Source organism: Yoonia sp. (assembly GCF_017854565.1).
In the GTDB taxonomy this organism is placed as follows: Bacteria; Pseudomonadota; Alphaproteobacteria; order Rhodobacterales; family Rhodobacteraceae; genus Yoonia.
This window is the reverse complement of record NZ_JAFMHJ010000062.1, coordinates 1-11,289: the sequence shown is the minus strand read 5'-3', so window position 1 is coordinate 11,289 and position 11,289 is coordinate 1. Positions and strand designations below refer to the sequence as shown.

The following is an 11,289-nucleotide window of genomic DNA, read 5'->3' as shown; positions in this document are numbered from 1 at the left end:
TCCCAAAGCGCGAACGTCTGGTTTCACGCTAGTCACTCGTCGAATGAGAGGTCTAAACGTCCGCCCCAGTCGGACCTTTGTATGGTCGGCGACGGGGGCTGGAAGCATTTCTTGCTACGGCTATTCGGGGAGTGCCGCTGCCGGTTGCGGGTCAGTGCGCGCGGCGGAGATGTCGACACCGGGCAGCAGCACATCGAGATCTTCGTATTGAAGACCCTTTTTCTGATGCTCGTCGCTATCGCCGTTAAACATCGTTCCCCAGAACCCTCGGTCAAGATCGCTGGTCCCGAAAATCCAGTCTCCGATCGGGAAGGTGAGATTGAAATTCTTGGTCTGCATCAATCCCAGAACGTGATGGATATAGTGCATCCGCCGTATGGTGTTGATCAGCGGCACATGCCGCAAGTAGGGGCTCTTTTCGTCGTCCAGATGTGACAGCGTATGTACGAATTCGTAGAACAGGTAATAGCCGGACATCGAAATGACTATCAGGTAGGCCGCGTTGGATGAGACAAGCCAGTTGGCGAGTAACGCCGGAGGTATCGACAGCAGGACGAAGGCGACCGGCGCCAGCGGCGGGAACAACAACGCCCGCCATTCCTTGTGGCCCTTGTAGCCAAGATCGTGATGCGTGAAGAACTGGTGATGCGTGGTGCAGTGCCGCTTATAGACCATCTTCAGCCCCGGCACCGGCCGGTGCATTATCCAGCGATGCGCCGAATATTCCGCGAGGTTGCCGACGAGAGCGAATATCGGGATCAATGCCCATTCCCATGGTGCGGGATTATTCAATTGGCTGATGGAATAGGCCAGCGCGCCCAATGTCAGGACCAGCGTGAATCCAAGATGATAAAGGCCGTGATACCACGACGGCGTATCCGCGACGAATTGCTTGCGGTATTTGCGCTGGCGGTCCTGTTCGCGCGCGTCACGCTCGGGCGATTGGGTGAAATGGGGCATGGCAGTCCTCCGGTATGGCTGATTTCGCATTGTCATCCGGTATATCCCGCAGCGCCGGCGCGGTCGTTCTCATCGGGCGCGGGAAATTCTCATCTGGAACTTTTTTTTGAACGAACGGACAGGTTTGCAGACCGGGTAGGCGCAACCATCTAGAAAAGCAGGTGCCAATTGGCCTAACCTTGCGCGATGAAGCATTCGATGGACCTGACGGAGGGCGCGGAGATCCTGGCCGGGCGTTTTGGCCGGGCGGCGCTGTTGTCGCTCAAGGATCGGCTGACCGCCCATGCCCATGCGCAGACCCATCTGATCATCAAGCTCGGTGGTCCCGACCAGGTTTTTGTCGTCGATGGCCAGACCGTTCCGCTGACGGCGGACCGCGCCGTGGTGGTCAACGCGTGGCAAGAGCATCACTACACGCCGACCGACACGGATGCGATATCGTCCTATCTCGCGCTGTACCTCAATCCGGGCTGGCTCCGCCGGGCCAGCGAGCTGTTCGATGGCTGCGGCCTGCCGGGTTTCTTTGAACGCCCGTCAATCCGGGTTGACGAACGAGCGCAAGGGTTGACGCGTGAATTGCGTGATCTTATCCACGCACTGGATGGCCGCAATGAACGGGCGGAGGACGTGATCGTGGCGCTGATGACCCATTTCGCGCGGGTCGAAAATGCCGGGCGCAAGGCCGCGCAGGGTTTTGTCGATTACCGAATACGGCGGGCGGTCGAGCAGATGCAGGGCAATCCTGAGCAACAGTACGATCTGGACGCATTGGCCCGCAGCGTCGGCCTGTCACGATCGCGCTTCAACGTATTGTTCAAGGATACTGTCGGCGTCGGGCCGGGCATCTATGGAAACGCGATCAGGATCGAGGCCGCGGTATCGGCATTGGCCGACCGGGCCAGCGCGCAGGATGTCGCGGCTGATCTCGGCTTCAGCTCGCCGGGGAATTTCAATCGGTTCTTCCGGTATCACACCGGCGTGTCGCCGGCGAAATTCAAACGATCCCTACACGACATCGGCTAACTCAGTCGATCAACATCAGCGTCAGCGCGGGCCAAACCGAGACCAGCAAAAGGATCACCAGCGCCGCCAGAAGGAAAGGTGCGAGCGGTTTCATGATGCTCATCGGTTTGCAGCCCGACACCTGTGCGGTCACGTAAAGTGCTGTGCCGACCGGCGGGGTCAAGAGGCCGATCACGAGATTGAGGCACACGGCGACACCGAAATGGAACGGGTCGATCCCGTAGCTCAGCATGGCGATCGGCAGCATGATCGGCACCACCAGTATCAGCGCCGCGATGGCGTCGATCACGGTGCCAACCAGCAACAGCATCACGTTGAGCAGCAGCATGAACACGATCGGGTTCTCGGTCAGCGTCACCAGATAGGCGGCCAGGTTCTGCGGTATCTTCTCGTAAACGATGATCCAGCCGAACACGTTGGCTGTGGCGACCAAGAACAGCACCATCGACGAACTGGCCAGCAGGCGCACCAACATTCCCGGAATGTGCGAGGGATCGAACTCGCGGTGGAAGGCCCAGCCGACGATGATCGCGGCAACGGACGCGACGGCGGCGGATTCGGTCGGGGTGGCGATGCCCCCCGCGATGCCGCCGATGATGACCACTGGGATGGACAGCGACGGGAGCGCCCGCAGGATGTGAGATACCGCCATGCCCCGCGACAGCTTCGCTTCCTTGGGGTAGGTATAGAAAAAGCCCAAAACCACGACGACGAGGATGAAAGCAGCCCCCATCAGCAGGCCGGGAATGATCCCGGCGATGAACATGTCGCCGATGCTGATCTGTGCCAGAACGCCGTAGATCACGAACAGCATCGACGGCGGGATGATCGGCGACATCAGCCCGCCTGCCGCCGTCACGGCCGCCGCGAAATTGCGGTCATAGCCACGTTTCACCATCTCTGGCACCATGACATGCCCCATCACCGCGATCTGCGCATTGGTCGACCCGATGATCGCGGCCATGAACATGTTGGCGACTAGGTTGATGTAAGCCAGCCCGCCGCGCAGCGACCCGACAAAGACGCTGGCAAAGTTGACCAGACGCTTGGTGATGCCGCCCTCGTTCATCAACTCGCCGACCAGCATGAAAAGCGGAATCGCCAGCAGACCGTATTTTTCCAGGCCGCCATACAATTGTTGCGGATAGGACAGGAACAACACGTCGTTGCCGCTGGCCCAGATGTAGATCATCGCGGTGATAGCAAGCACCAGCGCGATGGGCACGCCGGAAAACAGCAGCAGGCCGAAGGAAAGCGGAACCATTATGCGACCTCCCTATCGGACCCCAGCGGGCCGGTTTCGGGGCCGCCGAAAGCCGTCTGAGCCAGATTGTTCAGCGCATGAACGGACGCGCCGAAGGCAAAAATTGGAACGATGAGCCAGAGCCAGAATTTCGGCACGCCCAGCGTGGTACTGACTTCCGAGTAGATGAAATTGAAGGTCGCACCGGAAAACGCGCCTGTATCGAAGCCATGCCGCGCCAGCGTGATGGGATCGAACCAGTTCCAGGCCAAGGCGAACAGGACGCAAAAGAACACCAGCACGGCCAGATCCGTTGCGATCAGGAGCGCGCGCGCCACAGGGGCGCGCAGCATGTCGGGCACAAAGGTGACGGCGACGCTCTGGCGATGGTGGATTGCCGCCGAAGCGCCGAGGAAAGTCATCCAGACCATCGAGGTTATCGCCGCCTCGTCCACCCAGAACAGCGCCTTGGCAAAGCTGCGGGTGACGACGTTGAGCAAGATCAGCGCCGTCGTGACCGCACCGAGCGCGGCGCCGATCAACACTTCGGTCCGGGCGATGCCTGTACTCAATTTGCGCAGTATTTCCATGACGCCTGTCCTATCTACCGGTCGGAAGTTTACCCCGACCGGCCTTCTTGCGGATTGCGGTTCAGAATGCAGCCGCTTCGGCGCGCAGCGCGTCGATCACGTCCTTCTGATCGGCCCAGACTGCTTCCCAGCGTGTTGTAACATCGCCAAAAAATGCTGGGTCGACCTTGCGTACTTCGATGCCCGTCTCTTCGATCTGTGCGATCAGCTTTGGTTCGGCCTCGACGTAGTGATCCATCAGATCGGACAGGGCCGCACGCATGTTATCCCGAACCATCTGCTTGTCCTCATCGGAGAGTTCCGCCCAGACGCGGCCGGACACCAGCCCGACCATCGGGAACATCGCGTGGTTGGTCAGCAGAAGATGATCGGCGCGTTCGTAGAACTTGAAGTTCACGACCAGCTCGGCGTCGATGTCCATTGCGTCCACCTGACCGTTGGCCAGCGCATCATAGACATCAGGCAACGGCATGGGCGTAGGCGCAATCCCCAGCAGATCGTAGAAATCGCGGAACGGCTTGAACGGAGTGATCCGCATTTTCAGGCCTTCGAGATCGCCGAGGTTTTCTGCCGGCGCGGTCGCCATCATCTGCCGCATGGCGGCCAGACCGTAGCCCATGCCGACGACGCCCATCTCCTGCGGAAGCCGGTCAAGCAATGCCTGCGTGGTGTCGCCCTTGAGTATCTTAGCTGCTTCGCCCGTGTCCTCGACAAGGAACGGCGTGTAGAGCGCGCCGAAGGCCGGGATACGGTTTGACACGTCGGCAATGGTCAGAAAGGCGAAATCCAGAGCGCCGGTCTGCAACTGCTGGACCATCTGTTCCTCGCTGCCCAATTGGCCGGCGGGGAACACCTCGACGCTGTGCGCGCCGCCCGATGCCTCGGCAAGATCCGTGGCAAAGGCGCGTGCGGCCTCGTTCCAGGCATGGCCCGACGGCACGATCGTGCCCAGTCGGAAATCCTTGGCCTCGGCGATGCCGACGCTCGAAAGGCCCAGTGTCAGGGCTGTCAGGGCTGCTTTTGAAAAGCGGTTGAAAGTCATTGTTTTCCTCCTCTGGAATTCGGTTCAGATGCTGTGGGCACGCTCAGTGCATGACAGAACCGCCGTCGATCACGGTCACTTCGCCGGTCATGAATGCGGCATCGTCCGAGACCAGGAACAGCAGCGGGCCGACGAGGTCTTGGGGCAGTTGATCGCGCTTGATCGCCCGGCTGGCCATCACCGGCGCACTCAGCTTTTCCAAGAGCTCGGGGCTGGCCACGACCTGTTCGGACAGCACAAGGCCAGGGGCCAGCGTGTTGACGGTGATCCCGTCCTCTCCCACCTCGCGCGCCAGGGCGCGGGTCATGGCGATCACGGCGCCTTTCGAGGTCACGTAATGCAGGAAATTCGGCGTGCCCTTGTAGGCGGTGCCCGACGCGATGTTGACGATGCGTCCGTAGTTTCCGGCCCGCATATGTGGCACGACGGCGCGGGCGCACAGGAAAGGGCCCTTGACGTTGACCGCCATCAGCTTGTCCCATTCCTCGGGCGAGATATCCTCGAACGGCTTGGCGCGCAGCGAGGCCCAGATGGCTGCGTTGTTGATCAGAATATCAACGCCGCCCCATTTCGCGACGGTTGCGTCGACCATCGCCGCGACGCTGTTTTCGTCGCTGACATCGGTCTGAATGAAATCCGCGGTGCCGCCTTGGGCCGAGATCCGCGATGCGGTGGGTTTTCCATCGAGAATGTCGGCGATCATCACCTTGGCGCCTTCATCCGCAAGCGCCTGAGCATAGACGGCACCGATACCCTGGGCCGCCCCCGTGATAATCGCAACTTTTCCGTCAAGCCGAGGCATCTGCTGCTCCTTTCGCATGAGCTTCCGGCAAGCTACGGACCGAGAGCGTTAAAGAACAATAATCAATACTTAATATGTCTATCATGAACCGCTATGGCATATCCAGGATACTGGATTGCCGATCCTAGGCGCGTGCGCCATCCTATGGGACAGAGGCAAATGTACAGGGGGCGGCGACGTCTTATGTCCGATCACGCTTTCTGGCAATACTCACTGGACAGATATGGCCGCAAGGGCGTGCCGGAAATATGCCTGTCGCTTCAGGACGAACGTGGCGCGGATGTGAACCTCGTGCTGTTCGCGCTGTGGCTCGCACAGGAGGGCCGCAGCCTTGGCCCGGAGGATGCCGAAGAGTGCATGGCCGCAGTGCGCGACTGGCACGGTTCGGTCGTGGTGCCCATGCGTGGCGTGCGCCGCTGGCTGAAGGATCGCGATGTCGAGGATACGCTGGCGCGCGACCGCCTGCGGGACGCCGTCAAGACCTGGGAAATCGAGGCGGAGCGGATGGAGCAAGACATGCTGTTCCGGCTGACCCGCGACGGTTCGCTGGCGCCTGATCACGATGCGCGGCCGGTTGCGGGACGTATGGCGGCCAACCTGGCAGCGGTCGGGGTGGCCCGCACGCCGCAGGTGAACCGTCTTATCGAGTTGTGCCTTTGACGTCGCCATCCTTCCAGCGCCGCACCTTGCCGCTATCAAGGTCGAACTGGTCCAGCACGCGCCCGACGCTGTGGTCGATCATCTCGGCCAGCGAGGCGGGGTTGGCGTAGAAAGCCGGCACCGGCGGCGCGATCACCGCGCCGATTTCGGCAAGGGTTGTCAGGGTTCGCAGGTGGCCCAGATGCAGCGGCGTCTCGCGTACCATCAGCACCAGCCTGCGCCGTTCCTTCAGCACCACATCCGCGGCCCGCGTCAGCAGCGTCGAGGTCACGCCACCCGCGATCTCGGACGCGGACCTTATGGTGCAGGGTGCCACGACCATCCCAAGAGTCTTGAACGAGCCGCTGGATATCGCCGCGCCGATGTCCTCCTGCTTATACCAGACATCGGCCAACGCCTTTATGTCGGCGATCTTGCGATCGGTTTCGTGTGCGATGGTGATCTCGGCAGAGCGGGACATCACCAGATGCGTCTCGACGGGCATGTCGCGCAGAATCTCAAGCAGCCGGATGCCATAGATGACACCCGAAGCTCCGGATATTCCGACGATCAGGCGTGGCGCTGACGAAACCATGGCGTTGATCCTCCCATGACCCCATGACCCTGCGTGGCGTCCGGCGGCGTCGAAAGCAAGAAAGGCGTCGTGATACGGGGGATAACGACGCCTTATATGGCGCCGAAAACGCTATCAGCCCACAAGATTGCCGAGGGAATATGAAAACTCGATGATGTTCTCACGGATCTCGTCGATCAGGAGCTGGGCCGCCGCGCTCAGCGGTCGGCTGGGATTGATCTGGTAGACAAGCCGCCGCGAGATCGCGGGCCGGATCGGATAGGCCTTGAGACGTCCGGACCTGAGAGCCCGATTGACCGCGATGGGCGGCAGGATCGTCACGTAATCGGTCGCGCAGACGAAATCCTCGATCAGTTTCATCTCGTCGAATTCCATGGACGGAGACAATGCCAGCCCCTCGCCATTCGCGGCCCGGTCGATGATCGTGCGCAGGCCATGCCGCTGCGACGGGATCACAAGTTTCATTGTTTCAATATCCTCAAGCCGCAGTCCCGCCTTGCCAGTGATCGGCGTATCCGGCGCGGCGATCAGGCAGAAATCCTCCTTGACGATGTCCACGATGCGCGGATCCTGTTTGAGCGGCGGCATGTTGATGATCGCCAGCTCGATCCGCGACATGCGCAACTGGTCCTGAAGCTCTCCGGTATAGCCGCCCGTCACCTTCACGCTGACGTCCGGGTACTTCACGGTGAATTTCTGCAGGGTTTCGCCAAGCGCGTTGTTGGTGGCGGAACTGACCACCCCGATGGAAACCGTACCGCGCACCGGCCCGCCGTCGCCTGATAGCGCGTTCAGGGCAGTATCGAGATCGCGGGTGATCCTGACAAAATGTTCATAGGCCTCGATACCCATCTGGGTCGGGATCATGCCCTTGGGTGCGCGGGTAAACAGCGGCTGCCCGATCTCCGCCTCGAGCTTCTGAAGCTGCTGGCTGAGTGCCGGTTGCACGACATTCAGCCGTCGCGACGCCCCGGTCAGGGACCCTTCTTCGTAGATCGCCAGCAGATACTGCATCTGTCTCAATTCCATCGCGCTTGACCTTCAGTTTCGGATTTGCATCGCGCCATCACGAAACGCTATCCCAGAGATTAGCCAATATTAATGGTTTTGATTGCTCGGGGGCAATAGCGTCTGGCTGCCAATTGGGAGTATGAACATGAGCCGAAAACCGACTGCGCCGGGTTCCCGCCGGGACATGGATCTGCGGCAATGGCTCGGCCATCTGGAAACTACCGACCGGCTTGCCGTGACGAAAACCGGGCGAAAGCTGGACTTTGAAATCGCGGGTTTGGCCAACCGGCATGACGGCAGCCGCGCCCTTGTCGCCCCTGCCCCCGATGGGCATGCCGACGGTGTCGTTATATCGGGCCTGCTGTCGCGCCGCGAATGGATGGCCGAGGCGCTTGGGGTCGAGCCCGGCACGTTGCTGTCGGCTTTCGAGGAAGCGGCGCAGTCGCCACTGCCCGTCAACGAGGTAGAGGCCGCACCGTGCCAGGAGGTCGTGCACAAGCGCGACATCGACCTGACCGCATTGCTGCCCATCCCGACCCATAACGAACATGACAGCGGTGCCTATATCACCGCCGGCCTGATGATCTGCCGCAACCCGCGCACCGGCATCCAGAACGTCGCCATCCACCGCCTTCAGGTCTCTGGCCCGCGCGAGTTGGGCGCGTTGCTGCTGCCCCGGCACACGCTGAGTTTCTTTACCACCGCCGAGGAAGCGGGCGATGATCTGGAGGTCGCGATCGTCATCGGCGCATCGCCTGCCTGTCTGTTGGCGTCGCAAGCCATCGTTCCGATGGATTTCGACGAACTGACCGTCGCCGGTGCGCTTGGCGGTGCGCCGCTCGACGTGGTGCGCGGTATTTCGGTCGACCTGTTTGTGCCCGCGCAAAGCGAGATCGTGATCGAAGGACGCTGCCGCGCCAACCTGCGCCGCCCCGAAGGCCCGTTCGGCGAATTCCCGCAGTATTACGGCGAACGCGCCGACCGTCATGTGATCGAGGTGAGCTGTGTGACCACACGGCAAAAGCCGCTGTTCCACACCATCGTCGGCGGCGGGCTGGAACACCTGATTTTGGGCGGTATCCCCCGCGAGGCGACGATCCTGAAAACCCTTCAGGATATGTTTCCCTGCGTGCGCGATGTCCACCTCGCCCCCGGCGGGATGTGCCGCTATCACCTTTACGTCAAGATCAAAGCCCGCCACGCGGGCGAGGCCAAGAATGTCCTTCTGGGTGCGTTTGCCGCGCATTACGACATCAAGCATGCCATCGTCGTCGACGAGGATGTCGATATCCATGACCCCGAAATGGTCGAATGGGCGGTGGCCACCCGGTTCCAGGCGGATCGCGATCTTGTTGTCATATCGGGTTCCCAGGGCTCCAAGCTGGACCCGTCCTCCGACAATGGTTTCGGAGCCAAGATGGGGCTGGATGCCACGGTGCCGCTCGACGCACCTGAATTCCGGTTCAAGCGAATTCGCGTGCCGGGCGAACAGGAGCTTGATCTGGACGCGGTGATCGACCCTGGCGCCACGCTCGCATCCCTGCTCGGATCCTGAGCGATGGCCCGCGGGACAGAAGCACTTAGGAGAAAGATATGACAACGACTGACCTGATCGCGCGGCACATGATCGGCGGCTCCTATTCGGACGCGGGCGACAAGACCGCGTCGATCAACCCGGCGACCGGGGCAGTCGTGGGGCATGTCTGGGCCGACGGCGCGGCGCAGGCCACAGCCGCCATTGCCGCCGCGCGGGCCGCATTCGACACCACGCTTTGGCCGCAATCACCCCGCGACCGGCAGATGGCCCTGCTGCGGTGGGCCGACGCGCTGGAGGCCGATCTCGCACGGCTTGCGGAATTGCTGACGTTGACCAATGGCAAACCACTTGGCGCATCCAAGGGCGAATTGGGCGCGGCGATTTCGGAGATCCGTTACTATGCGGGCCTGACCCGCCACAATCCCGGTCACGCGATGGAAGTGGCGCCGGGCGAGATTTCGGTGATGCTGCGCGAGCCGACAGGGGTGGCGGGCATCATCGTGCCGTGGAACGCACCTGCCGTGCTGCTGATCCGGTCGCTCGTTCCGGCGCTGGCGGTCGGCTGCACGACGGTGACGAAGCCCGCGCCGCAGACGGCGCTATTCACCGCGGCCTGCATGGCCCCACTGTTCGAGGATGCCGCCATCCCCGCGGGTGTGGTCAATGTGGTGTTCGAGGTTGGTCATGACGCGGCGCAAACGCTGGTCACAGCGCCCGATGTCGATGTCATCAGCTTTACCGGCTCGAACGCTGTCGGCCAGCGCATCATGGCGGACGCCGCGCCAACGATGAAGAAACTGTCGCTGGAACTGGGCGGCAAATCTTGCTGCATCGTGCTGCAAGATGCCGACATCGGCGCGGTGGCACCGAAGCTTGCCGCCGCAGCCACGATCATCTCCGGTCAGCAATGCACCGCGGCGCGTCGGGTTCTGGTGCACGAATCCCGGCTTGATGAAGCGAAAAGCGCGCTTTCCGCCGCGCTTCAGGCTGTCTCCATCGGCGACGGCATGTCGGACGGTACCGCGATGGGGCCGCTGATCGACATCCAGTCGCGCGACCGGGTCATGCGTGATTGCGAAACGGTCTATGATACCGCCGACCAGGTCGTGCTGCGCGGCGGCCCGCTCGACGGTCCGAAGGGCAGCGCTTTCATGTCGCCGGCGCTGGTCGTGCATGGCGATCCGAACGCCGACTTCGTACAAGACGAAATTTTCGGCCCACTTGTGGTGCTTGAGACGTTCCGAGACGAGGCGGATGCGGTGGCAAAGGCAAACAACACCGTCTATGGCCTGTCCGCATCTGTCTGGACCCATCGCGGCGATGCGTCATGGCGGCTGGCGCGTGCCCTGCGCAATGGCACCGTCTGGATCAACGACCACAACAGGCTTTTCGCCGAAGCCGAGACCGGCGGCTATCGCCGTTCGGGTCTGGGCAGATTGCACGGTTTCGACGGTCTGCTCGATTTCTGCGAGCTCAAGCACGTTTACCAGAACGTCGGTGTCGTCGGTCACTGAGCGACCCGCCCGGCGCATTTAAACTTTAATTCGCAGGTGTTTTGGCGCATATCATGTGGCCAGAACGTAAAGCTAGAAAGCGAGGAGCGCGTTACCGCCGCCTGATGTCCAACGCCCTGAGGATCAGAACCGGAAAATTCGGCCGTGTCGCGCTGCTCGACATGGATCGTCCACTTGTGCGTCACGCCCACCCGCATTGCCATGTTCTGCTCAAGGTCGAGGGTGCCGATACGAGTTTTCTCGTCGGTGACGAGGTTGTGCCGCTGACCGACGAAAGCGCGGTTCTGATCAACGCATGGACGCCGCATGCCTATGTGCATTGGCCCAAAGCCC

The 11,289-nt window shown here is 61.5% G+C and carries 11 protein-coding genes and 1 pseudogene; 5 read left to right on the top strand and 7 right to left on the bottom strand.

What is annotated here, in order from left to right; genetic code table 11:
* Window positions 1-120 precede the first annotated feature (120 nt).
* Window positions 121-960, bottom strand: coding sequence for a sterol desaturase family protein (locus QZ196_RS16025; RefSeq protein WP_296428231.1), 840 nt, complete (start codon window positions 958-960; stop codon window positions 121-123).
* A 198-nt stretch (window positions 961-1,158) separates the two neighbouring features.
* On the opposite strand from QZ196_RS16025, the gene QZ196_RS16020 reads away from it, so the two are divergent.
* On the top strand, window positions 1,159-1,983 hold the full coding sequence (locus tag QZ196_RS16020) for an AraC family transcriptional regulator (RefSeq protein WP_296428229.1): 825 nt from the start codon (window positions 1,159-1,161) through the stop codon (window positions 1,981-1,983).
* A 1-nt stretch (window position 1,984) separates the two neighbouring features.
* Here QZ196_RS16020 and QZ196_RS16015 read toward each other — a convergent pair whose 3' ends face one another.
* From QZ196_RS16015 to QZ196_RS16000, 4 genes are all read right to left on the bottom strand, one after another.
* The gene (locus QZ196_RS16015; protein ID WP_296428227.1) at window positions 1,985-3,247 is read right to left on the bottom strand and encodes a TRAP transporter large permease; all 1,263 of its coding nucleotides are present in this window, start codon (window positions 3,245-3,247) and stop codon (window positions 1,985-1,987) included.
* Entirely contained in the window at window positions 3,247-3,816 is a 570-nt protein-coding gene (locus tag QZ196_RS16010; RefSeq protein WP_296428225.1) for a TRAP transporter small permease, read from the bottom strand. Before QZ196_RS16010 ends, QZ196_RS16015 begins: the two co-directional genes overlap by 1 nt.
* Before the next feature lie 61 nt (window positions 3,817-3,877).
* On the bottom strand, window positions 3,878-4,858 hold the full coding sequence (locus QZ196_RS16005; protein WP_296428223.1) for a TRAP transporter substrate-binding protein: 981 nt from the start codon (window positions 4,856-4,858) through the stop codon (window positions 3,878-3,880).
* Window positions 4,859-4,901: 43 nt separating this feature from the next.
* Window positions 4,902-5,660 carry a 3-oxoacyl-ACP reductase family protein gene (locus QZ196_RS16000; protein ID WP_296428221.1) on the bottom strand — a complete coding sequence of 253 codons (759 nt, stop codon included), beginning with the start codon at window positions 5,658-5,660 and terminating at the stop codon, window positions 4,902-4,904.
* A 183-nt stretch (window positions 5,661-5,843) separates the two neighbouring features.
* On the opposite strand from QZ196_RS16000, the gene QZ196_RS15995 reads away from it, so the two are divergent.
* Window positions 5,844-6,320: a TIGR02444 family protein gene (locus QZ196_RS15995; RefSeq protein ID WP_296428220.1), complete on the top strand. Its 477-nt coding sequence runs from the start codon at window positions 5,844-5,846 to the stop codon at window positions 6,318-6,320.
* Here QZ196_RS15995 and QZ196_RS15990 read toward each other — a convergent pair.
* Window positions 6,301-6,894 (bottom strand): UbiX family flavin prenyltransferase, encoded by a 594-nt coding sequence (locus QZ196_RS15990; protein ID WP_296428219.1) that lies wholly within the window; start codon window positions 6,892-6,894, stop codon window positions 6,301-6,303. The genes QZ196_RS15995 and QZ196_RS15990 overlap by 20 nt on opposite strands.
* Window positions 6,895-7,008: 114 nt before the next feature.
* Entirely contained in the window at window positions 7,009-7,923 is a 915-nt protein-coding gene (locus QZ196_RS15985; RefSeq protein ID WP_296428218.1) for a LysR family transcriptional regulator, read from the bottom strand.
* Between the two features lie 127 nt (window positions 7,924-8,050).
* Between QZ196_RS15985 and QZ196_RS15980 the strand changes: the two genes are divergently transcribed.
* The 3 genes and pseudogenes from QZ196_RS15980 to QZ196_RS15970 all read left to right on the top strand — a co-directional run.
* Window positions 8,051-9,460, top strand: coding sequence for a UbiD family decarboxylase (locus QZ196_RS15980; protein ID WP_296428217.1), 1,410 nt, complete (start codon window positions 8,051-8,053; stop codon window positions 9,458-9,460).
* A gap of 38 nt (window positions 9,461-9,498) precedes the next feature.
* A complete protein-coding gene (locus tag QZ196_RS15975) occupies window positions 9,499-10,956 on the top strand; it encodes an aldehyde dehydrogenase family protein (protein WP_296428216.1) in 1,458 nt (485 codons plus the stop codon).
* Between the two features lie 104 nt (window positions 10,957-11,060).
* A pseudogene (locus QZ196_RS15970) lies at window positions 11,061-11,289 on the top strand (AraC family transcriptional regulator); the annotation flags it as partial.

Excerpts from the sequence above, each read along its gene's own strand:
- QZ196_RS16025 (WP_296428231.1), bottom strand. The coding sequence starts at position 960 with ATGCCCCATTTCACCCAATCGCCCGAGCGTGACGCGCGCGAACAGGAC.
- QZ196_RS16020 (WP_296428229.1), top strand. The coding sequence starts at position 1,159 with ATGGACCTGACGGAGGGCGCGGAGATCCTGGCCGGGCGTTTTGGCCGG.
- QZ196_RS16015 (WP_296428227.1), bottom strand. The coding sequence starts at position 3,247 with ATGGTTCCGCTTTCCTTCGGCCTGCTGCTGTTTTCCGGCGTGCCCATC.
- QZ196_RS16010 (WP_296428225.1), bottom strand. The coding sequence starts at position 3,816 with ATGGAAATACTGCGCAAATTGAGTACAGGCATCGCCCGGACCGAAGTG.
- QZ196_RS16005 (WP_296428223.1), bottom strand. The coding sequence starts at position 4,858 with ATGACTTTCAACCGCTTTTCAAAAGCAGCCCTGACAGCCCTGACACTG.
- QZ196_RS16000 (WP_296428221.1), bottom strand. The coding sequence starts at position 5,660 with ATGCCTCGGCTTGACGGAAAAGTTGCGATTATCACGGGGGCGGCCCAG.
- QZ196_RS15995 (WP_296428220.1), top strand. The coding sequence starts at position 5,844 with ATGTCCGATCACGCTTTCTGGCAATACTCACTGGACAGATATGGCCGC.
- QZ196_RS15990 (WP_296428219.1), bottom strand. The coding sequence starts at position 6,894 with ATGGTTTCGTCAGCGCCACGCCTGATCGTCGGAATATCCGGAGCTTCG.
- QZ196_RS15985 (WP_296428218.1), bottom strand. The coding sequence starts at position 7,923 with ATGGAATTGAGACAGATGCAGTATCTGCTGGCGATCTACGAAGAAGGG.
- QZ196_RS15980 (WP_296428217.1), top strand. The coding sequence starts at position 8,051 with ATGAGCCGAAAACCGACTGCGCCGGGTTCCCGCCGGGACATGGATCTG.
- QZ196_RS15975 (WP_296428216.1), top strand. The coding sequence starts at position 9,499 with ATGACAACGACTGACCTGATCGCGCGGCACATGATCGGCGGCTCCTAT.